At 60.9% G+C, this 22807-nt stretch carries 18 protein-coding genes; 13 read left to right on the top strand and 5 right to left on the bottom strand.

Going from position 1 to position 22807, the window contains the following annotated elements; genetic code table 11:
* The first annotated feature begins 511 nt into the window (after nt 1-511).
* From VI123_RS12960 to VI123_RS12930, 7 genes are all read left to right on the top strand, one after another.
* A complete protein-coding gene (locus VI123_RS12960) occupies nt 512-3658 on the top strand; it encodes a GAF domain-containing protein (protein ID WP_336338482.1) in 3147 nt (1048 codons plus the stop codon).
* A gap of 70 nt (nt 3659-3728) precedes the next feature.
* The gene (locus VI123_RS12955; RefSeq protein ID WP_336338481.1) at nt 3729-3992 is read left to right on the top strand and encodes a HalOD1 output domain-containing protein; all 264 of its coding nucleotides are present in this window, start codon (nt 3729-3731) and stop codon (nt 3990-3992) included.
* A gap of 600 nt (nt 3993-4592) precedes the next feature.
* Nucleotides 4593-5135: a DUF7344 domain-containing protein gene (locus VI123_RS12950; RefSeq protein WP_336338480.1), complete on the top strand. Its 543-nt coding sequence runs from the start codon at nt 4593-4595 to the stop codon at nt 5133-5135.
* A 1111-nt stretch (nt 5136-6246) separates the two neighbouring features.
* Nucleotides 6247-6444: a hypothetical protein gene (locus VI123_RS12945; RefSeq protein ID WP_336338479.1), complete on the top strand. Its 198-nt coding sequence runs from the start codon at nt 6247-6249 to the stop codon at nt 6442-6444.
* 96 nt (nt 6445-6540) lie between these two features.
* Nucleotides 6541-7311 carry a UTP--glucose-1-phosphate uridylyltransferase AglF gene (gene aglF, locus VI123_RS12940; protein WP_336338478.1) on the top strand — a complete coding sequence of 257 codons (771 nt, stop codon included), beginning with the start codon at nt 6541-6543 and terminating at the stop codon, nt 7309-7311.
* Nucleotides 7312-7439: 128 nt separating this feature from the next.
* Complete coding sequence (locus VI123_RS12935) at nt 7440-7661, top strand: hypothetical protein (protein ID WP_336338477.1); 222 nt, start codon at nt 7440-7442, stop codon at nt 7659-7661.
* Between the two features lie 86 nt (nt 7662-7747).
* Complete coding sequence (locus VI123_RS12930) at nt 7748-8557, top strand: glycosyltransferase family 2 protein (RefSeq protein WP_336338476.1); 810 nt, start codon at nt 7748-7750, stop codon at nt 8555-8557.
* A 69-nt stretch (nt 8558-8626) separates the two neighbouring features.
* Here VI123_RS12930 and VI123_RS12925 read toward each other — a convergent pair whose 3' ends face one another.
* Complete coding sequence (locus VI123_RS12925) at nt 8627-8800, bottom strand: hypothetical protein (protein WP_336338475.1); 174 nt, start codon at nt 8798-8800, stop codon at nt 8627-8629.
* A 490-nt stretch (nt 8801-9290) separates the two neighbouring features.
* On the opposite strand from VI123_RS12925, the gene VI123_RS12920 reads away from it, so the two are divergent.
* The 6 genes from VI123_RS12920 to VI123_RS12895 all read left to right on the top strand — a co-directional run bounded on the left by VI123_RS12920 (nt 9291) and on the right by VI123_RS12895 (nt 17519).
* Nucleotides 9291-10427, top strand: coding sequence for a Gfo/Idh/MocA family protein (locus tag VI123_RS12920; RefSeq protein ID WP_336338474.1), 1137 nt, complete (start codon nt 9291-9293; stop codon nt 10425-10427).
* Between the two features lie 194 nt (nt 10428-10621).
* Entirely contained in the window at nt 10622-12127 is a 1506-nt protein-coding gene (locus VI123_RS12915) for a lipopolysaccharide biosynthesis protein (protein ID WP_336338473.1), read from the top strand.
* Nucleotides 12128-12182: 55 nt separating this feature from the next.
* Complete coding sequence (locus tag VI123_RS12910) at nt 12183-12683, top strand: hypothetical protein (protein ID WP_336338472.1); 501 nt, start codon at nt 12183-12185, stop codon at nt 12681-12683.
* A gap of 165 nt (nt 12684-12848) precedes the next feature.
* Nucleotides 12849-13763, top strand: coding sequence for a hypothetical protein (locus VI123_RS12905; RefSeq protein WP_336338471.1), 915 nt, complete (start codon nt 12849-12851; stop codon nt 13761-13763).
* Nucleotides 13764-14056: 293 nt separating this feature from the next.
* Nucleotides 14057-16255, top strand: coding sequence for a carbohydrate-binding domain-containing protein (locus VI123_RS12900; RefSeq protein ID WP_336338470.1), 2199 nt, complete (start codon nt 14057-14059; stop codon nt 16253-16255).
* 4 nt (nt 16256-16259) lie between these two features.
* Entirely contained in the window at nt 16260-17519 is a 1260-nt protein-coding gene (locus VI123_RS12895; protein ID WP_336338469.1) for a hypothetical protein, read from the top strand.
* Between the two features lie 25 nt (nt 17520-17544).
* Here the strand turns inward: VI123_RS12895 and VI123_RS12890 are convergent, their stop codons facing one another.
* The 4 genes from VI123_RS12890 to VI123_RS12875 form a co-directional block, all read right to left on the bottom strand.
* Nucleotides 17545-18813 (bottom strand): hypothetical protein, encoded by a 1269-nt coding sequence (locus VI123_RS12890; RefSeq protein ID WP_336338468.1) that lies wholly within the window; start codon nt 18811-18813, stop codon nt 17545-17547.
* A 63-nt stretch (nt 18814-18876) separates the two neighbouring features.
* A complete protein-coding gene (locus VI123_RS12885) occupies nt 18877-19827 on the bottom strand; it encodes a sulfatase-like hydrolase/transferase (protein WP_336338467.1) in 951 nt (316 codons plus the stop codon).
* A 382-nt stretch (nt 19828-20209) separates the two neighbouring features.
* The gene (locus tag VI123_RS12880) at nt 20210-21166 is read right to left on the bottom strand and encodes a glycosyltransferase family 2 protein (RefSeq protein WP_336338466.1); all 957 of its coding nucleotides are present in this window, start codon (nt 21164-21166) and stop codon (nt 20210-20212) included.
* 118 nt (nt 21167-21284) lie between these two features.
* The gene (locus VI123_RS12875; RefSeq protein ID WP_336338465.1) at nt 21285-22766 is read right to left on the bottom strand and encodes a sulfatase; all 1482 of its coding nucleotides are present in this window, start codon (nt 22764-22766) and stop codon (nt 21285-21287) included.
* Nucleotides 22767-22807 lie beyond the last annotated feature (41 nt).

The raw sequence follows: 22807 nt of genomic DNA, 5'->3' as shown, positions 1-22807 counted from the left end.
TGACGGATAGTGTACAGTGAGTCGACGTCCCCGTGCGTCTGAATATACACCCTTAGCCTGTGATGAATAATATCCAGTCTGGTATGAAGTGATTCAGTCTATCGAGCGAGAACATGTCATATCAGTACTGTTTCCGTGATTGGTACTATTTTTGACTTTTATTTCGTATTTAATTCTTTTTCTCACAGCAGAATAGAACAGGGTTGCTGTGAATTTATCGCAATACAGTCGCGCAGGCCTCGGGTTTGCTACTGGTGAGCTAACACGGCAGCACAAATATTATCTTAGTTGTATAATATTCCGATGTATAGCTATATGTGTATATATTAGTGTCCGGAGCGGCGGGAGAGACATCACAGGAGGTGTATACTTTCCGAGACTGCAGCACCGACCGAGAGTAGTCCGTTCCGAAAGCGGGTTCAGCGTGACCTACCGTTTCAGGCGTGTAGAGTCGCGGCGGCTTCACGTGCAAGTCAAACGTTTATACGGACCGTCGCGTAAGTAGCGTAGTATGCGGAAGTTGGCCGGTGAGACCGGACCGGCACCAACGGACAGTGAAACGGCAGCCTCCAAGATACGGGTGCTGTTAGTCGACGACTACGGCGAGTTCCGGCAGACGACGGCGGAGTTGCTGGAACACGAGAACGACCGTATCGAGGTCGTCGAGGCCGCGAGCGTCGAGGACGCGCTCAGTTACTTCGACTCGGAGTCTATCGACTGTATCGTCAGCGACTACGAGATGCCCGAGGCCGACGGCATCGAGTTCGTCGAGACGGTGCGAGAGTCAAACGGGGACCTCCCGTTCATCCTGTTGACGGGCCAGGGAAGCGAGAAACTCGCCAGCGAGGCGGTTTCGGCCGGAGTCACCGACTACTTCGTGAAGGGCGGCGGGCCGGAACAATACGCTGTGCTCACGAACAGAATCGAGAACGCGGTCGAGTCTCACCGGTTCCGCCGGGAGACGGCGCGACTGTCCAGGATTAATTCGCTGTTCCGGGAAATCAACCGCCAGGTCCTGCGGGCGTCGACGGCGACGGAAATCAAAGAGGCCGTCTGTGAAATCCTGGCCAGTTCGGACGCCTACAAGTTCGCCTGGATCGGGGAGGAGACCGAGTCGGGGGATATCATCCCGACGGCGGGTGGCGGCGGCGCGCTCGAATACGTCGAAGCCATGCTCGGCCGTCACGGCCGCCTTGTTTTCGACGGCGGGCCGTTCGACCGCGCGCTGGCGACCGGCGAACCGCAGGTAGCAGCCGACATCCGGACCGAATCGTCGGTCCAGCCCTGGCACGACCTCGCGTCGGAGTACGGGTTCCAGTCGCTCATCGTCCTCCCCATCCAGTACACGGGGTCGGTGCGGAGCGTGGTTTCGATATACGCGGACACGCCCTTCGCGTTCGACGAGGCCGAGCAGACCGTGCTGGCGGAACTCGCGGAAATCGTCGCCGACGGCCTCCACTCGACCGCGACGCGTGCCGAACTCGAAATGCGGGAGGAAATCCTGCGGACGATTACGCAAGTGTTCACGTCGCGTGACGGGTCGCTACAGGAACAGATAGCGGACCTCATGCAGGTGGGCCGCAAGGTCCTGGGGACCGAGTACGCGACGCTGTCCCGTGTCAACGGGCAGGAGTACGAGTTCGAACTGCTCCAGACGCCCGAGGAGACGATTTTCTCCGGCGGGACGATGCCGTTGTCGGAAACCCCCTGTGCCGAAGCAATCGCGAACGAGGATACGGTCGTCATAAGCGACGTGGCCGCCGGGTCCGGCAACGACTGGATGTGGAACGGCGAGGTCAGCCGGTACCTCGGGACGCCACTCACTGTCAGTGGGAGCATCTACGGGACCCTCTGTTTCTACGGGTCCGGGACGAGCAGGGCCGGGTTCTCGGACTGGGACGTGACGCTCGTGGACCTGCTGAGCAAGTGGATCGGGAACGAACTCCAGACACAGCGGGCGGAAATGGGCTTTACCCAACTGTACGAGGCGGCGACGGACCTCCTGGGCGTGACATCGGAGGAGGAAGCCGCCCAGATAGTCGTCTCGCGGACGCGCGACATCATCGGTCTCCCCGAAGTCGTGCTGTATGCCTTCGACAGCGAGACGAACACCTTTCGTCCACTCGCGGCGGCGGGAACGGAGGAAGACGACGCCGTCCCGGCGGACGCCGAGAGCCGCGTGAGTTCGGCTTTCTTCACCGAGGAGACCATCGTTTGCGACGAGAACTCGGCGGACGAGGACTTGGCGAGCGACGGGAAGACCGTGTTCGTTCCGCTAGGGGACCACGGAGTGCTGCGGGCCGGCGATGCAATCGGCGGCGCGTTCGACACCCAGACGCGTCGGATTACCGAACTCCTCGGGGCGACGATTCGGACGGCGTTCGACAGGCTGACTTACGAGACGGAACTCCAGGACAGACAGCGGGACCTGGAGCAACAGACAGTCCAGCTAGAGCAGATGAACCGGCTGACGGAGCTGAGCCAGAAAATCCACGAGCGGGTACTCAGGGCGGACAGCCGCTCGGAGATAGAGCAGGCTGTGTGTGACCAGCTAGTGGCGTCCGACATCTGTTCGTTCGCCTGGATAGGGGAGTACGAGTCCGATACCGACCGGGTCACGCCACGGACCTGGGCGGGGACCGACCGGGGCTTTCTGGAAGAATCCAGGAGCCCTTCGAACGAGACACCGCCGCCGCCAGCGGTCCAGACGGCCCGAACCAACGAGCAGACACTGAACAACAATATCGCGGACGGACTCAGCGGGAAAGGGTGGCAACGGCGACTACTGGAGCGGGGATTCCAGTCGGTCGTCAGCATTCCGCTCAGCTACCAGCAGCTCTCCTACGGGCTCCTGACCGTGTACGCGAAACAGCCCGACGTGTTCGACCTGCCGACGCAGTCGGTCCTCGAGGAAGTGAGCGAGACGGTCGGGTACGCCATAAACAGCATCGAGACGAAGCAGGGGCTCGTCGCGGACCGGGCCGTCGAGATTCAACTGGAAGCGACGGAGTCAGACGACATCCTCCACCGTATCGCGGGCGTCGCCGACGCCGAAGTCACCTTCGAGGGCATCGTCCCGCAGGGGGACAACAGCTGTATCGTGTTTTTCAGCACCGACGCCCCGCCCGAGGACTTGCAGGCGTGTTCGGACGCCCTCCCACGGATTCGGCGACTGGAGTGTCTGACCAACACCGAGGAGACGAGCCTGTTCGAAGCGACGGTGTCGGGAACGCAACTGGCGCTGACCGTCGCCGAACAGGGCGGGGCTCCACAGCGAATCCTGTCCGACGGCCAGCGGCTGGAAATCCAGCTCGAAGTCCCACAGACCGTCGACATCCGCCAACTCGTCTCGGAACTCCGGCGCTCGTGCCCGGACATCGAACTGGTGAGCCGCCGCGAGCGCGAACGCGGTGTCCAGACCCGAGAGTCGTTCCACTCGGAACTGACGGCACAACTGACCCCCCGGCAGTTCGAGGTGCTGCTCGCGGCTTTCTACAGCGGGTTCTACCAGTCACCCAGGGACAAGACCGGTCAGGAGATAGCCGACACCCTCGACATTTCACAGCCGACGTTCAGCCACCACCTCCGGGTCGCGGTCCGAAAGCTCTTGGAACAGTTGTTCAGCGAGGGCGGAACGACGCACCATCTAGATAGATAGCGGCCGTCGTCAGCGTTTGCTAGGCTGCTAGCGTACACGCTGATACGGGAGTGCGTGGATACAAAGAACAATGAGTCTGGAGTGGAACGAGACAGAGACTGTCTTCTGGGCAGACCAGTACGAATCACCGAGCGAAGCGATTGTCACCGCCGTCGCGGCCAGAGAACGCGTCACGGAGACCAGTCTCCCGCCGCTTTACAACCAGATAGACCCCGACGCCCTCGACACACTCGTCACGGGGCAGTCGAGCGACGACATTCAGATTAGTTTCACGTACAGCGGGTACACAGTCCGGATTCGAGACAGCGAGACAATCGAAATCACGCCGGCGTAGTCGTCGAGTCTCCCCCGGTTTTGCGGTGTGCGAATACCGGCGAGCCACTGGTACTGCAGGCGTCTGAGACCGGGGCGGGGCTGGCAAGTCAAGTCAGACAGGGCCACAGACTGGTTCGTGTTGCCTGCCGGGAGTCGCCACCTCGGACCCGAGCGAAGGAGAGAGTGCTGGCGGAACAGCCCCATATTATTAATGAGATGCTATATAGAATCTGTCCGCTCCGTGACCGCGAGATGGGTGCTGCTACTGCAGGTCGGCCTGCCGACGCGGCGTGATTCGGAGTTCGGTTTTGACAGCAGCAGGTCCCGTTCGACACCGAACAGCGACCCACCGTACTGCGCTTTCGTGGACAAGCCCGTCCCCGCTCCAGTGTGACTGCCAGGAAATATTTCCAGGGAGAGCAAAGCAAGGGGTTATGAACCGATTGTCGTCGACCGGTAGAGGCAGCGCGTCCATGCCGTGCTGCAAGTAGCGATTTCTTACTCAGGACGCGAGAGGTAACGAGGGTGTAACAAAACGTTACCCCGGGTTTCGTGTATATATGTGGCTCTCGCGGCCTGAACACAAACCAACGCAGCAATCGGGGTCATGAGCGAACCGATGGTAGAGGAAGAACCAGAGCTCTCACGCGACCAAATGTTCGATATCCTCAGTAGTTCTAGGCGTCGGTATACCCTTTACTATCTGCGCCAGCAGAAGGAACCCGTACAGCTGACCGACCTGGCTGAGGAGCTGGCCGCGTGGGAGAACGACACAACCGTCGAAGCGCTCTCCTCACAGGCGCGAAAGCGGGTGTATGTCTCGCTGTACCAGACCCACGCTCCGAAACTCCAAGAGGCGGGGCTGATAACGTACGACGCAGATACGGGTGAAATTGCGCTCCGAGAGGACGCACCGGAAGTCGAGCCGTTCGTCAGCGACGGCGACGGCGAATCCAGGTGGTACCGGTATTATGCCGCCGTTGCCCTGCTGAACGCACTGTTACTCCTGGGGGCCATCGTCGGCGTGCCACCGCTCAGTGCAGTCAGCCCGATAATCATCGGCGTCGTCGTCATGAGTTCGTTTCTGGCGCTCTCAATCGCCCACGCCGTCTCCAGGCGGCGGGGTAACAACGGCAAGTCCTTCGACATCGGTGAGCCGTGAGCTGGGCAACGTGGAGAGTTAAAAAAACACCCCCCGAGGGACGTGTTATTCGTCGTCGTCGGCCGCGCCGTCCGGCAGTAACTGGTCGGGCGACCGCTTGTACATCGGAGTGCTCGCGAATTCCGATATCCGTTCCATTTCGCTGTCGGAGATATGTTCCGGCATACACCACTACCAGTAACTGTTGCAGTTTAGTAATTGAGCCCATATCCGAGGTAGTCGGGTTCTTCTAGCCGTCACCGGTCGCCGCTATCCCGGCATAGCCGTCGGATGCACGGCTTCTGAGCGTGCGGTCTACAGCGTCGAACAGCGGACCGGAACGGCGACTGCGGGTCCCTGTGCCGTGTCGAAAGCCGAAGCCAGTATGAGCCGGAGGGAACGGTGTGACCGAAGCCGCTCCGGCTCACCGTCAAAGTGGAGAGAGCGATCCGAGTCGACAGCGACTAAACAGGGCACGAGCGTCCCTGAGGGGGGATGGTAAGGATTGGGCCGGTGTTGTGGGTGTCGGGTAACTGCCCTCTCCATCAGGACAATATACACAGGGGCGTATTGTTATAGTCGTGTTATTCCGACACAGCGGAGCCTACCGCTCCAGACCGCTCCGGGACCAGCAGTAGCTGACTGTGAGGAGATGTCGAGGTAGTCCCAAAAGGGGCCGCATCCGTACGGGAATGTCCGAGAGTATCAGCTAAAGCGCGGACGATAACTTGGACGGCCCGCCCGACACCGAGACAGAGTCGCGCGTGGATGTGGCGGCGTCGATTCGGCCTACCATCACAACCGTGCTATCCCGCTGTGGAGGTGTGGTAATACAAACTTACCAGCGCTGATTGGGCTTTATTCCCACATTCACCGGATGAGTGGTAGGGCCGAAGTTTGGTAAGTATTTGGTTCATAAATAGTATGTAAATGATGTGTACAAAGACGCAATCTTTAATATAGTAATTACTCCTTTCCGAGATATGTCTGATACTAGCGCGGTAGGACGGCAGTGTAAATATAGCCTTAATCCGGCGTTAAAGCCGCGAGACGGGAGCCGGGACGCACTGCCCGGAGGGACACCGGCATGTGCTGCAACCTCGGAGAAGGTGTACGGAGTGACAGTCGAATGATGACTTCGGAGGAATGGAAGGACGTGCCGACCGACCCGGACTGGGAGTCGGACCTCGGCTACGAGATGGAGGAACTGACTGTCGTCAAGTCCTCGACTGATTCGCAGTTGATTTTTCTGCCCGAACACGAGTCACAGTTGGGGGAAGAGGAGTTCATCGTGATACACTCGGACTCGCTCCGGGACTTGCGTCGATAGCTGAGTACCGCGGCGACAGCCGACCGACGTCCGATTACGCACACAGTCCGGTTAGTAGTGTCATTACAATGTGGTATCTGGCGATGCGTCTGAACGATGAAAGCAGTAGTTCTCGCGGCCGGCCAAGGAACACGACTCCGACCGTTGACCGAGGACCGCCCGAAAGCGCTGGTCGAGATAGACGGGAAGCCGCTCCTGACGTACTGTCTCGACGAACTCGTCTCGCTGGATGCAGAGGAGTTCGTCATCGTCGTCGGGTATCGGAAAGAGCAAATCATCGAGCATTACGGGAACTCGTACGACGGGGTTCCGATAACGTACGTACACCAGGAGGAACCGGCGGGGCTCGCACACGCGCTCCTGCAGGCGGAGCCGGAAGTCGACGACGACTTCATGCTGATGCTGGGGGACAATGTGTTTCGAGGCAACCTCGAGACGGTCGTGCAACGGCAGCGGGAACAGCGCGTCGACTGCGCGTTTCTGGTCGAGGAAGTTCCCGAGGAGGAGGCGTCCAGATACGGCGTCTGCGTGACCAACAAGTACGGTGAGATAGTCAACGTGGTCGAGAAGCCGGACGACCCCCCGTCGAACCTGGTCATGACCGGCTTCTACACGTTCTCTCCGGCGATATTCAAGACGTGCAGCCTGGTGCAACCCTCCGACCGGGGCGAGTACGAACTCAGCGACGCCATCGATTTACTGATGGAGAGCGGGCGGACGATTGACGCTGTTCGGCTCGACGGATGGCGTATCGACGTCGGGTACCCCGAGGACCGGGATGCCGCGGAGCGGCGTCTCTCCGAGGAGACACCCACGCCGACCACTGACGGCGGGACCCCCGGCAGTTCCTCCACGAGCGACGACTGATGTGGCTCAGGGTCCTTTCTCCGAGCGGGCGTAGTAGTACTATAACAAAGCAGGAGGACATGTACTGACCGCATATGTGCGCTGGTTGGGCTCGACGGTTCCTCGGGGTGTTCCTACTCTGGCTTGCCTTGACTCTGGGTGGACTGTCGTATGCCGGTCTCTGGAACCCGCTGTTGTACTACTTCCTCAGCTACGCGGGCTTCCTGTTCGCACTCGAACTCAGTAACCCGGACGGTCCCCGGCCGAAGAACCACCGGCGACTGCGATGGGTGTCGGTGGGTGGGTTCGTAGTGTTCGTCTACGGGGTCGTGATGTGGGTACAGACAGTTATCGCGACTGCGGCGGCGTAGACCGACGGGTGAATGCATTGCTTACTCATGCCAAGACGCCTATACTAATAGTCCGAGGATAATACTTCACATATAGAGAGAACCACATGGTATCGGTCAGCGTTGTTATCGCGACACTGAGTCCGCGGGATGAGATCGAGGCGATACAGGACCTCGAAGAGCATACGTTCGACGACTTCGAGGTCATCGTGTGTGACGAGAGCCCCGTGACCAAAGCTCGAAACGAGGGCATCAAACGAGCCTCGACCGACAAGCTCGTGTTCCTCGACGACGATTCCCGTCCCCGGCCGGGCTATCTTCGAAAAGCCGACGAAGTCCTCGAATCCGAGGCGGCGTACGCCGGTCGAACAGTCCATCCCGTCGACGACGTGTTCGCTCGCCACTTCACCAACCACTACGACTGGGGCGAGGACCCGTGTTACGTCAACCATTTCTGGGGCTGTAACATGGGCGTTCACAGGTCCGTGTTCGAGACCGTCGGCGGGTGGGACGAACAGATGGGGTGGGGACACGAGGAAAAGGAGCTCGCCCGGCGTGTCAGAAGCGCGTTCGAGATACGGTACGACCCCGACCTCGTCGTCGAACATCCGTACGCGTCGTCCATTACGGAGTACTGGAAGAAACAGTACAAGCTCGAAACCAAGAGTCCGTACTACTGGTCGAAGTGTGGTATCTCGCGGACGGACCAGCTCAAGGGCATCGTCTGTGAGGCGTTCGACCCACTGAACTACGTCAGGATAACGCCCCTAGCAACCGTCACAGAAGCGGGTAGTACCGTCGCGAAGACGGCCGGACGCCTCCGGGGGCTCCTCGACGACGAGTATCATCGAGGGGACCTGGGTGAGGTTCCGGACATCGACCGGGCACCGGAAGCAGTAACGGAACTCACGGAGTAGGGCGGGTGTGCCGGAGCCGGTTCCACCGGCTGTTCTCCGATTCGAGGCAGAGTGTGAAATCCTCGGGCGTCAGCCGCCAAAGCCCCCTTCGCCGTACCCGTCCTCGCCGTACCCGCGGAACAGTACTTCCCGTTCCAGGAGCACCGCGACCCCGAACGAGAGGGCGGTCACGAGGAGAGCCAGAACTGTCCGACGGGTCGCTCGCTCCGACGTCTGGGTATCGGTCTCTTCGTCCGAAGACATCAGTACGTCGGGGAGGCCCCCCGTACTACTATAGCTTCGCTTCGTCGGCGACTGGCTCGGTCCATCGCTATCGAAAACCAAGTGACTGGAACGGGTTTAGTAGCCGGCCCGTACCGCCAGGTGTCCCGTGGCTGGTGTTCGAGTGACCGTGTCTGTGGTTGGGCTGCTGACCCGGACGGGGCGTCGGTTCGACAGTGGACGGTTCTGAGCCGGGAGGCGAAGGGGATAGTCCCCGCGCGACGGATGCTCGGTTCGTCTTCCAAGCGTCCGGCGGCCGAGTCCTCGAAAACTGTGCAGTTAAGAGCCATATAATACAGCGGTGCGCGCTAAAACTGCGATAGCTCGCTGCTTACAGCACTCTGGTCGGGTCGGTCGAGGGCGGCCCATCGGGAGTGAGGTGCCGTCGCCACACCGGCCGGTCGGCGAAGTGAAACCGGCCCGAGTCAGTACGAGGTTACTACTATTGTAGCTACTCCTCCACCATCCGTCGATGACTTACACTGTCGCCGTCGTCGGGACCGGTGCAGATCCGGACGATCCGGATACTGACGGGTTCGCAATGGCATATCGACACGCTGGCGCGTACAGGCGGTTAGATTCCTGCGAGCTAACCGCCTGCGCCGATGTCATCCCGGAGAACGCGAAGGCGTTCGGTGAGCGGTGGAACCTCCCGGACGGAAACGTCTACACGGACACAGAGAAGATGCTCGACGCCGTCGAGCCGGACATCGTCAGCGTCTGTGTGCCCCCGCACGTGCACGCGCCCGTCGTCATGACCTGCGCGGAGAACGGGGTGATGGACGCGATTCACTGCGAGAAGCCGATGGCGACGCGGTGGGAGGACTGCCAGAAGATGGCCTCAACCTGCAAGCGGGCCGGTATCCAGCTCACGTTCAACCACCAGCGGCGGTTCGGGAAGCCGTTTCGCAAGGCCAAATCGCTGCTCGAAAGCGGGAAGATAGGCTCGCTGGAGCGCATCGAGCTCGGCGGCAAGAACCTCTTCGACTACGGTTCGCATCTGTTTGACCTCTGTGGCTACTTCACCGACCAGGCGATGTCGAAGTGGGTGATGGCCGGCATCGAGTACAGCGAAGAGAACGTGCAGTTCGGTGCCCACAACGAGAACCAGGCCATCGCGCAGTGGCGGTACACGAACGGTGTCAACGGGCTCGCCTCGACTGGCGACGGGGGCATCGTCGATTGCCACATGCGGTTGCTCGGCTCTGACGGAGTGATAGAAATCGGTGGGGAGGTGCCGCTGCGAATCCGAACCGGGAAGACCTGGAAGACGGTCGGGACGGACGGGGAGGACGTCCACGGCCCCAGCGAGACGATTTTCACCGCTGCGAAACAGAAGCTCAGCGCCCGAATCCCGGGGCGCTCGGTCGAGAGCGCCAGACCCGAGAGCTTCATCGACCGCGCGATAGCGGACACTGTCGACGCGCTCGCGACGAACCGCGAGCCCGAACTCTCGGCCGACAACGCGCTACAGGCGACGGAACTCATATTCGGCTGCTGGGAGTCCGCGCGCCGGTGCGGGCGGGTCGACTTCCCGCTGGAAATCGACGACAACCCGCTGGAATCGATGGTCGAAAGCGGCCGAGTGCTCGCTGCCGACACCCAGTAAGGTCCGGTTCACCGCAGTCGGGCCCGATAGTTCGGCTGCGTCACAGGTTACACCATCCATAACAAACAGATGCTGTCCGAAGTATGCAACAACGAAGCGTCTATGCAGGAACAGCTATACAGAGCACAGGGTCGGGCGACCGTACAGCGGTCCGTTACTCCCTACCGTGATGCGCGTGGGGGGGCGGGACAACGATGCTAGACAAACTGAAGCAGTTGATAACGCGCCTGCTCCCGGCCGGCGACGACATCATGGAGCAGGCGGTAAAGAGCGGCGTCTGGGTCGGCGTGATGAACGTCAGCGAGCGGGGTCTGGAGCTTTTGCTGCTGGTCATCGTCGCCTCGCTGCTGTCGCCGCGGGCATTCGGGCTGATGGGCATCGCGCTGTTGACCCTATCTTCGCTCAAGAAGTTCTCCGAGCTGGGCATCAAATCCGCACTCATCCAAGCCGAGGAGGACAACGTCGACGACGAACTCAACACAGCCTGGACGATTGAGACGGTCAGAGGGACGGTAATCGGTGGCGTTCTGTTTCTCGGCGCCCCAGCTCTGGCGTCGCTGTTCAACGAGCCCGCGGCGACCGACCTGTTCCGGGTCATCGCCATCTCGCCGTTCATCGTCGGGTTGCGAAACCCCGCCGTCGTCTATTTCCAGAAGAGCCTGGATTTCCACAAGGAATTCGTCTATCGGGTCAGCGGCGCAGTCGCGTACTTCGTCGTAACCGTAGGGCTGGCTCTGTACGAACCGACCGTCTACGCGCTGGCTATCGGCTACATCGCCGGTGACACCGCCCGGTTCCTCGTCTCGTATCTGGCCCACGGGTACCGTCCGTGGCCCTCGTTCGATGTCGACGTCGCGAAGAAGCGCTACAGTTTCGGGAAGTGGGTCACGGCCAACTCGATACTGTATTTCCTGTACAGCAGAGGGGATGACGCGTTCGTCGGCTGGGCGCTCATGGCGAGTGCCCTCGGGTTCTACCAGCTCGCTTACCGGCTCTCGAACGCGCCGGCGACCGAAATCACGCAGACGATATCGAGCGTGACGTTCTCGGCGTACTCGAAGGTACAAAACGACGTCGAGAAGCTCCGCTCTGGTTATTTCCAGACGCTCAGGATGACCACGCTGGCGTCGTTCCCGGCGGCGATGGGAATCGCAGCAGTCGCGCCCGCGTTCGTCAGGGCGTTTTTCACCCCCGAGTGGGAGCCGATGATACCGGTGTTGCAGTTGCTCGCCATCTACGGGTTGTTGCGCTCGATGGGCGCGACGATGGGGCCGGTCTGGAAGGCGGTCGGGCGGCCCGACTACATCACAAAACTGTCGGCCCTGCGCGTGACCCTCATCGCGATATTCATCTATCCGGTCACGATGCGGTACGGAATCGAAGGGGTCTCAGCACTCATCACGGGTATCTACATATTCCCGATGATGCCGATAGACACCTACCTCATCGCCCGGACGGTGGAAGCGTCGCCCATACGAGTGTTCAGGGAGGTGTCGTACCCGCTCGCAGCGAGCGTCGGGATGGCGGCTGCCGTGACCTACGTGTACCAGACGGTGCGGCTCGATGCACCGCTGCTGGAGTTCGTCCTGCTGGTGCTCGTCGGTATCGGGGTCTACGTGGCACTGGCCCTGGCGCTCATGTTCAGTTTCGACTGGGAAGTGAAACAGAACCTCGAATCCATCTTCGATGCCTTGGCGTGATCAGAATGAGACAGGGAATCCAGAGCGGTCGAGTCGGGGACAGGGGGAACGGGCGATGAAGCGGCGAACGCTGCTCGGCAGTGCGCTCCCAGTGTTGGGCGTCGGGCGGTGGTTGGACCAGCTTCTGTTCGCCAACCGGGGTGAAATCGTCCGGAAACGACTCGTCGGTACCGCGGGGGGAGAAACGACCGACCTCGTCGTCATCGACGGTGACGGGACCGCCGTCGCCTCCGAACACGAGGGGCTGCTCGGAGAGTCGCCGGGAGACGTCTCGGCCGCGACGGCGAACGCCGTGCGGGAGCGGTACGACTCGGTTCGCTTCCACTTAACCGTCAGCCACCACGACGGCGGCCCCGCGGTGTTGGCTCGGACCGGAACGACGGAGTACCGGACGTCGAGAACGCTGTACAGCGGGACCGCAGTGGGCGACCACATCTCGTTTCAGACGTCGCTCCTGGGGCGGGATACCATCATCTCGCTGTCCTGTCTTGCAAGCGACAGGGAGTCCCTGCAGCGTCGGTGTCGGGTCGACATCGACGACCCGACCGGGGAATGACAGGAGCGTGCGGCGCCGCCCCCGGGTCGCAGACACTGCACGGTACAGACGAGTCAGGGGCAGGCTGTTGCCCCAAGAGTGGTAGCGGGACCGGGATTACAGTAGCAGAGTGAGCCGGTTTTAGACGATATAACAATACGTCCGACAGCAGTCCTACCAGTCAGGATGTACACGCTGGAGTCGTTGAAACACGGCCTCGATGAGCCACACAAGATTTTCCAAGAGGTCAACCGCCTCTACTATCGCCGACTGCGAACGTGGCCATACAACCGGGATGGAATCGACATCTTTGCCAGAGACTGGGACCACCTCCTTATTCTGGATGCGTGTCGCTACGACATGTTCGAGGAGCAGAGTTCGCTTCCAGGGAAACTCGAGTCGGTAGAATCGAGGGCGTCGGACACGAAGGAGTTCCTCAGAGCGAACTTTCACGGGCGCGAGTTCCTCGATACGGTGTACGTGACGGGAAGCCCGATGTTGCACAGACATCGAGACAAGGTAGAGACGCGGTTTCACGACGTCGTCGATGTGTGGAGGGAGGACGGCTGGGACGAGGAGTACCGGACGGTCCTCCCGGAAACGATGACCGAAGCCGCGATACAGGCGAAAGAGCGGTACCCCAACAAGCGACTGCTGGTCCACTACCTCCAACCGCACTACCCGTTTCTCGGACCGACGGGACAGGAGCACTTCGACCTGGACAGGCTCAATTTCGAGTGGTACAAGCTCCTCAGCGGTGAGCTAGACGTTTCCGACGAGGTCGTCGAGCGTGCGTTCAGGGAGAACCTCGACGTGGTGTTGCCCGAGGTCGAACGGCTCTTCGACGAGTTCGCGGGCAAAACGGTCGTCACCGCGGACCACGGGCAGGTCATCGGTGAGCGGAGTTTCCCGGTGCCGATACGGGAGTACGGCCACCCGGGCGGGGTGTACGCCGACGGACTGGTCACGGTTCCATGGCTGACATACGAGCGCGGCGAGCGTCCGGAAATCACCGCTGAGAATCCCGCCAGTTCCGACACGACCGAACGGGATAGAGAGACCGCCCGCGAGCGACTCGAGCATCTCGGCTACGTGAACTGACTCGGGAAACGGGTCGCGTCGTCGCCGGACCGGAACCACACGACGGGGGGACAGTAAGCGAGCCCCAAGTTGGGGTGACCAGCGGTAAAACCTCTCGCACCCCCGCTGTTAATACTTCCCTACTTCTGCATCCATCCGGCGATATCGGTGAGCGTTCGATTGGTTGATTGTCATTTTCGTTTGTAATTTTCTTTTAAGACTGGTACGCAAGATACAGTGGATGGATTGAAAACACTTCAAAATTCATCCAATCCGCAACAACGAATAAAAAAGTAAATAGGGATTACCGGAGTGTGACCAACGAAGAACAGAATCGCTCGCACGACAGTGAGGAGGTGTCGCGGGAGGACAGGAGTCCGACGAACACGACCGTCGTAGACCGCCGTACGTGCCTGAAATTAGCAGGTATTGCCACCGCGTCCCTGGCGGGATGTGCCGGGAAAGGTTCCCCTACCACAGGTAGTTCGGCGGCACAGTTCGGCTACGGCGGCGAGCCCGCAGTGACGACTCAGCTCGCCGCGGTCGAGGTTTCGGAGGTGGCCGGAGACGCCAGCGTTGCGAAGTCGGTCAGCAGCCTCGACGTCGGTTCTCCGCTCTCCACGACGCTGCCTCCGGGCTCGTCCGACCTCTTCGCGTTTCGGCCGGACACCGAGGACGTGACGGTCAAGTTCACACCCGGTCCCGACACGGGGCCCGCGGCCCTCGGGGTGTTCGGCCCCGAGGGTGAACTGCTGTCACAGGCGTACGCAAGTTCGGCAGCCCCGGTGTATCTCCCGGAATCGCTCTCTACCAGTGCGACACATTACCTCCAAGTGATGGACGTCGGCCGGAGCGGCGGCGATTACTCGCTGGCCCTCTCGACCGGCAACACGACGCAATCCCAGTCCCCGTACGAGGGAACGGTCCGCTCGATTCCGGGCCGTATCCAGGCCCAAAACTTCGACATCGGCGGCGAAGGCGAGGCGTATCACGACACGTCCGCCGGAAACGTCTACGGGTCCGCCAACCGGGACACGGACGTCGACATCCGACCGACGGGGGACGAGTCCGGGGAGTACAACGTCGGCTACTTCCAGGCCGGGGAGTGGCTCGAGTACACGACCGCCGTCTCTCCGGGGACGTACGATATCAGTCTGCGAGTCGCGTCCGCGCTCTCGGACGGCCAACTCGAACTGTCCCTCGGCGGCCGGACTCTCGCGACCGTTACCGTGCCCAACACGGGCGACTGGACCTCCTGGGAGACTGTCACGGTAGAGGACGTCGAGATAACGGCCGAACAGCAATCGACGCTGCGGGTCGAGGCGCTGGATTCCGGCGTGGAGTTCAACTGGGTCGAGTTCGAGAGCGTCGACACTCAAGACCCGTACGACGGGACGCCCGCCACGATTCCCGGCCGTATCCAGGCCCAGAACTACGACACAGGCGGTGACGGGGTCGCGTACTCCGACACGACGGCCGGCAACGAGTACGACACCGGGTACCGGGACTCCGACGTCGACATCCGGGCGACTCAGGACAGCACCGGGGAGTACAACGTCGGCTACTTCGAGGACGGCGAGTGGCTCGAATACACCGCCGACGTCTCGCCGGGCCAGTACGACATCAAGGTCCGCGTCGCGACGACCCAGGACGACAGACAGCTCCGGTTCACGCTCGGCGAGCGGACGCTCGGAACACTCGACGTCCCCAACACGGGCGACTGGACGGCGTGGACGACCGCGACCCTGGAGGACGTGACCATCGACGCCGACGGGCAGCAGGTCCTCCGGGTCGAGGCCGTCGGCTCCGGCATCGACTTCAACTGGGCCGAGTTCGTCGTCGCCGGCAACCAGCCGTTCGACGGCGTCCCGGTACTGCCGGGCCGAGTGCAGGCCCAGGACTACGACCTCGGCGGCGAGGGCGTGGCGTACCACGACACCACCGCCGGCAGCGAGTACGGTCTCGACTACCGCGACTCCGACGTGGACATCCGGCAGACACAGGACGTCTCTGGCGAGTACAACGTCGGCTACTTCGAGGACAGCGAGTGGCTCGAATACACCGTGGAGGTGCCGGCCGGAACCTACGACGTCGACATCCGCGTGGCGACGACCCGGGACGACAGGCAACTGCGGGTGTCGCTCGACGGCGAACGGGTCGGGACGGTAGCCGTTCCGAACACGGGCGACTGGACCTCCTGGGAGACGGCGACGCTTCCGGACGTGACCGTCGAGTCCGACGGCGAACACGTCGTCCAAGTCAAGGCGGTCGGTTCCGGTATCGACTTCAACTGGTTCGAGTTCCGGGACGCGGCCGAGACGGAGACTACGACGCCGACGGAGACGGAAACCGAGACAGCGACGCCGACTGAAACGGCGACACCGACGGAAACCGCGACGCCGACACCGACTGAAACGGCGACACCGACAGAGACAGCGACGGAAACCGAAACTGCGACCGACGACTTCGGCAGCGAAGGCTACGGAATGGGTGGGTACGGGGGTACTCAATAGAACAATGGCAGAACGATACAACACGCCCGCGGAGGGCACGCTAGATTGGCACGTACCGCTCAACGAGAACTTCAAGAAACTCGACAAGCATGTCGAGCTCCGGGACGCCGAATCCAACATCGGACAGTACGTGCCGAACGCCGGTGCGAAGTTCCTCGCGACGGACACGGGAACGGTGTATATCGGCGACGGTGACACGTGGAACCCAATCGGGGATATCACGCCCTCGTCTACGGGATCGACTACCGCCGATGACGGGACGATAATCGCGTCACCCGGGGACCTCCAGTCCGCAATCGACGACGCTTCGAACGGAGCCGAATGGGGCAAGCGGCCGACCCAGACCGTTCGGTTGGTTTCGGGCGAGAACTACACCGTCTCGGACACGATTAAACTACGGCGCGGCGTCAGGCTGGAGTGCAACGGCGCCAGAATCGTCCCCTCCGGGGACTTCAACGTCATCGAGATGTACCGGGAGAGCCAGCTCATAGAGCCACACATCGACTCCCGGAACCAGGGCTGGAGTTCGACCCAAATCGTCGTCGGTGCCGACGACGCTGCGAAACTCGAGGCCGCGAACCGGGCCTGGGTCCGGGACGCCTACCTCATGGGCGACAAGGGCGCTGGAACGGGCCTCCAGTTCCGCGGCGGAAGCGGTGGACCCTGTTCGATGCAGTGGGCCTCCGGAACGGTCAACGGGTTCAAGCGTGCGATAGACCTGTACGCGGCGGGCGGCGACACCAGCGGCCAGGGCGACTGGTCGAACGGCAACCACTTCGAGGGGCTCATCCGGAACTACGAAATCGGCGTCTCGATGCGGTCGGAAGGCGCGGCCGTCACTGGGAACTCCTTCCGCCTGCAGGCGCAGCCGAACCCGCGAGTCAGCAAGTGGCTCTGGTACATGGAAGACGACCCCCGCTCCAGTTCTCAGCGCGGAGATACCTCCTACGTGAAGAAGGGGAATGCCATGCTGGTGAAATCCTGGGACAACATCAATTACGAGAAGAACCCGTACTACGATAGCAGTGACCGGAAGCCGCCGGTATGGTACATCGGAAAGGGCAAGCAGTACGCGAATTCGCTGTACGACTTCGGTGGCCTGATGGGCAACCAGTACATCGTCAACAACGCTGACACCCCCGACCGGAACGGTATTCTCACCGGCCACGGTGGGCACGTGACGGGGACGACGGAGTGGAGCCAGCCGCCGAACTACCAGCGCAACGATAGCCGGAACTGGCACCACGAATCACGGAACTCGTAGCGACCGCTGTCCAGAACCCCCGGATTCAGCTGTTCTCGGACTCCGGGTGCCATCTTCGACTATCGTTTCGGTCGTATGCGGGGTTGAATCGGAGCTGTGTCGTTCCAGTGACCTCTCCGCCGTGTGCGGTGAAAATGCCGTTTCGGTCGGGGTTGTCGGAGTTGTTCACGATGAACTCGTTGCCTAGCAGGCCACTGAAATCGTACACGGAGTTCCCGTAGCGGGTCCCTCGTCCGAGATACCATATCGGAGCCCGTCTGTCCGCATCAGAGCTGTAGGGGTTGTTTGCGTTGTAGTTGTTGACGTCCCACGGATACACGAAGAGGGTGTTTCCCTTCATCAGGTAGTTTTCACTGTCCCGTTCGCTTCGGGGGTCATCCGCCATCCACAGGAGCCACTCGCTCCGCTTGCTGTTGGCCTGTACTTGCGCCCTGACCGTGTTCCCGCTGACCGCTGCACCTTCCGACCGCATACTAATCGCGACGCGGTAATTCCGAATCGTGCCCTCGAAGTGGTTGCCGTTCGACCAGTCGCCCTGGCCGCTGGTGTCGCCGCCCGCCGCGTAAAATTCCAATCCGGTGTCGAATCCATTGATTATCCCGCTGGCTGCCTGCATCGAACAGGGTCCGCTCTGTCCGCGAAACTGCAAGCCGGTGCCCCGCCCCGGCTCACCGAGCAGGTAGGCGTCCTGGACCCAGGCCCGGTTTGACGGTTCCAGCTTGTCGGACTCCCTGGTTCCGACGAGGACCTGAATCGACTGCCAGTTCATATTCCGCGTATCGATGTGGGGGCGGACTAGCTGTGTCTCGCGGTGGAGTTCGAAAACGTTGAAATCGCCGGAGGGGACGATTCTGGCGCCGTTGCACTCCAGCCTGACACCGGATTTGAGTGTGATAGTATCGGATATCTCATACGTTCGCCCGGAAACGAGACTGATAGTCTGTGTGGGTCTCTGCCCGAAGTTGGAGTTCGTCGCGGTCGCATCGATTGCCGCTTGGAGCTCGCCCGGCGGCGCAATCACTGTTCCATCGGCCGTCCGAGTGAAGCCGTTCTGAACGACGTTGACGGAGGCACGTCGCTGCCACTCGTTCCCGTCGCCGAGATACACCTGTCCGGTATCCGTCGCGAGGTACTTCGCACCCGTCTTCGGTGTGTACTGACTGCGGTTCTCTTCTGTATCCCGAATTTCGACGTCCCCGTCTATACGCGAGAAATTCTCGTTGAGCAGTACGTCCCAATCTTGTGTACCCCGAGGCGGTCGGTTGTACGCGTGGTTCGCTGTGTTATCGGTCACAATATCTGATTGTAGGACTCCCCAAGTGAAAATTATAATACGGCTACCGAAACGCTGTCCCCGTTATAGGTATCCCATCTCTTCGAGATGCTCCGCAGTGGCTGCATCTATGTCGTGTTCGCTGCCGGCGGTCTCGCCCTCGAGAATCGAGTCGATTTGCGACCGGGCCTCGGACCTGTCGAATCCGGGGAGTCCGTACGACGCGTGTCCGGGCGTGAACATCTTGTACGATTCGAGGACCCGGTTCGCGTACCGGACCTGTTTCCCGAACGGCTTCTGTAGCAACAGGACGAGGTAGATTAGTGAAGCAGTAACCTGTGACCCGTCGACGAAAACGTGGCCGCCGTTCGCATCCCAGAGACTCTGGATGGTCCGCTCGAATCCGCCGGTCAGCTGGAGCAGTCGTTCGACAGGCTCGGCGAGGGTCCCGTACCGGATGTGCCGGAGGTGATTGTACCCGGTTTCGCGGCCAGCGCCGTCGATAACCCCGTCCGTTTGTCCGATGTTGACATCGTGTGCCATCGCGTCGGCGACGGTCGGTACCAAGTCGACGTGGTGGAAGAGACCGTCGACGTGGCCGGGCTCGAGTTCGGGATGGATGAACGTCGTCGGGACGTAGACGACTTCGGGGGTGGCAGCGTGTGTGTGTCCGAAGAACCCGTACTCGCCGAGGAATTCGCCGTGGTCGCTCGTATAGACCACTAACGTGTCCTCGGAGAGCCCGCGCTCTTTCAGGACACCGAGGACGCGCTGGAACTCCTCGAACGAGCGCTCTACACCCCGCTCGTAATCAGTTCGTGCTTGTTCGGGTTGGGTCGAAATTCTGTCGAAGTATGCAGCGGCAGTCTCGTTCGCGTACTCGTACTGCTCCCACTCGAACCCGTTGTACGGTGCGTGTCCACCGGGACGGCGGACGACGTGGACGAATGGCGGCTTCGTTTCCTCGATAGTGGTCCGTTCCGGAGCGCCGAAGATGTCCGCGATGCCGTCGTTCATCCCCCCTTCGGACCCCATTGACGTCTCGTGTGTCTCGATATCGAAGACGGACCGCACGTCGGGGGGGACTGTGTGTTTGAAACTATGGATTCCGCTCCGCGGAGGTAGTAGTCCAGTCAGCAGACTCCCGAACGATGTCGGGGTATGAGTCGACGCTGCGATGGTCCTGTGCGTCGGCCCGAAATCAGACAGCGTGTCCGCAATCGCATCGTATCTAACAGCGTCGTCGACGTAAATGAGGACGTTTTCGACATCCAAGTCCATACTATCTGTCCCCAAGACTATCGGAAGCAAAGTAAGAGAGTTATTAACCAACTGTGCAGACGGTACGCGCGAGGGTGTGCGTTCAAGCCACGGTTGCGGCGGTGGCACGCCGACTGGCAGTAGTACTAGGCGGTTCCTACTTGTGGATGGTATCCGTCCTGACCCGGTGGAGCAGGCTGACGAGCATATGTGCCGCCCCGTAGGTGTACTTCCCGCCGTATGCGACGAGAGCGTACACGAGCCGTGACCTGTCGACCGGATGGTATCGTAGCGCTCTGAGGAGGTACTTTTTGGCATCGGCGTAGTACCCGTTCTTCAGCGCCTCCTGTCCGAGTGATTCGGTCGTCGCGGCCATGAACGCGCGCTCACATCGCCACCCGTACTCCGCGGCGAGGTCCCTGTGTTTCTCGATAAACAGTGGGTACGAGATGTCGCGTTTCTCCTCGAAATTATCGCTGATGCTGTCTTCGCCGGTTTTGCGACGCCGAGTGGTGAGAGCCTCCGGGACGGTTTTAAATTTACAGTGACAGGACAGGCGCAGCAGCCAGTCGCGGTCCTGCCAGCTCGGAAAGTCCGTATCGGGAAGCCCAGCAGCCGTGATAACGTCGCGGCGTACCATTAGAGTGGTAAATTCGCCGAGAGAACGTCCGCGGAGCATCTCTTCGGTAACGTCCCCCTCCAGCGAGAAGACGACCGTTCGAACGTAATCGTCGTACACGTACTCGGAGCCCGTGTAGACAACGCCGACCTCTGGACCGGCCTCGCGGAACGCCGCCACTTGCCTTTCAATTTTTGACGGAGCCCAGTCATCGTCGTCGTCGAGGAAAGCGACGTACTCGCCCGTCGATTCGCGGATTCCCGTGTTTCTGGCCTCGTTTGCGCCTCTGTTCTGTTCGTGTCTGATTATCTCGACGGTCACGTCGTCGAACGAGAGCGGACCGAGCGTGTCCGCTGCCGGTGTCGATGAGTGGTCGTCAACGACGACTAGTTCGATGTGGCCGTAGGTCTGCTCCCGAACGCTCTTGACGGCGCTCAGGAGTTTTTCTGGGCGGTTGTACGTCGGGAGGACGACACTGACGAGTGGCTCGTTCATACCGATAGTAGTTGGGCTGATATTTCAGGAGGCTCCATCAGGTGTGCCGTCCGGTGCCAGGCCATGGTCCGGTGTAGCAATGGTTCTCGTATCATTTCGAGGAGGCAGTGGGCGAGTATCACTGTAGATACCCCAGGTCTTCGAGGCGCTCCTTTTTGTTCGCGCTGATGGTATTTCTGTTCGACGTTCCGCGAGTGAGGCGACCGAGTTCGTCTCGAAGGTTTGCCCCGAGGCGCTCACAGATGTCCGGATGTGCCGACGCGACGTCAATCCGTTCGGTGGGGTCTTCATCGCGGTCGTACAGTTCGTTGTCCCCCGGTGCCTCGATGAATTTCCAGTCAGTGGTTTTGATGGCTCGAAGTGGACGGTCGAATCGCGTCGCAGACTCATCGAACGACTCCACTGCCTCCCGGAGCGCGTCCATCGACGGCTGGGGGACGAGATACTCGGCGATTGCGCTGTCCCGGACGGGAACCGTTCCGTCCTGGGGAACCAAACTGTGTGTCGAAACGTCGGTATCGGCCGGCTGCTCGGCGCCCGCGAGGTCTGTAACGGTCGGATACAGGTCCCGGAGTTCGACGGGCCCGGAGACCTCCTCTTCATTGAACAGTTCCGGATATCGAACGATGAGAGGGACGTGAATCAGTGTCTCGTAGAGGCAGTACTGGTGGTCCATCAACCCGTGTTCACCGATGTTCTCCCCGTGGTCGCCAACCAGAATGATGGCGGTTTCGTCGAGAATACGCTGTTCGGCAAGTGTCTCATAAAGGCGTTCGAGCTGCGTGTCAAGATACGCCAGTTCTGCCTTGTACAGGCCTTTGAATAGTTCAGCATCCGCTTCGGTCAGCTCCCGGTCGCCGGCGACGTACTGCCAGGGATCTTGCTCGAGGTTCGAGAGGTGCGACGGGTCGGTACCGTCAGGCAGGTACTCATCGAGAAAGGGCTCGGGCGGCTCGTACGGAAGGTGAGGTTCAACGTAGTTCAGGAAATAGAAGAACGGCTCGTCCGCCGTACCGTTTTGTTCCAGCCATTCGACCGTTCGTGAAGTGACGTGGTGTGCCCCATCGTCTTGACGCTCGGCAAGGAACTTCGCGTATCCGGTCGTAAGCGCGCCTTTGAGGAGGTCAACCGGGCCCTGCCCTCGAAACACGTCCAGAATAGTGCCGCCGGTCGCGGTCGTGTTCCGGTTGCTGATGACACTTGAAAGCTCGGGGGCGTCCCAGAACAGGTCCCACTTCATCGAGAACTCGTCGAAGCCGGCATCAAAGCCGAACTCCGGACTTATCCAGACGTTGCCGGAGATACCCGCTGTTCGGTAGCCTGCGTCGGAGAGCCGGGCTGCGAGCGCCTCGGATTCCGGGTCGAAGATGTGGTTCCCTGCGTGGACACCGTGCGATGACGTATACTTGCCAGTGAACATCCCGGCGTGGGAAGGGAGCGTCCACGGTGCAGTGGCCGTCGCGTCAGTGAATGTCGTTCCGTCACTCGCGATACGTGACAGCGTCGGCATCAGTCCGGATTCGAGACCCGGAAGCACCGTGCGCGCACGTGCTGTGTCGAGAACTATCAACAGCACGTTTGGACGTTGCTTCGGTGACATTGCGACCCAGTTTTTCACCGACAGGTATAGTTATACGAGTT

The sequence above is a fragment of the Haloarcula sp. DT43 genome (assembly GCF_037078405.1).
In the GTDB taxonomy this organism is placed as follows: domain Archaea; phylum Halobacteriota; class Halobacteria; order Halobacteriales; family Haloarculaceae; genus Haloarcula; species Haloarcula brevis.
The sequence above is the reverse complement of the archived record's forward strand: the minus strand, read 5'-3'. Positions and strand labels throughout refer to the sequence as shown.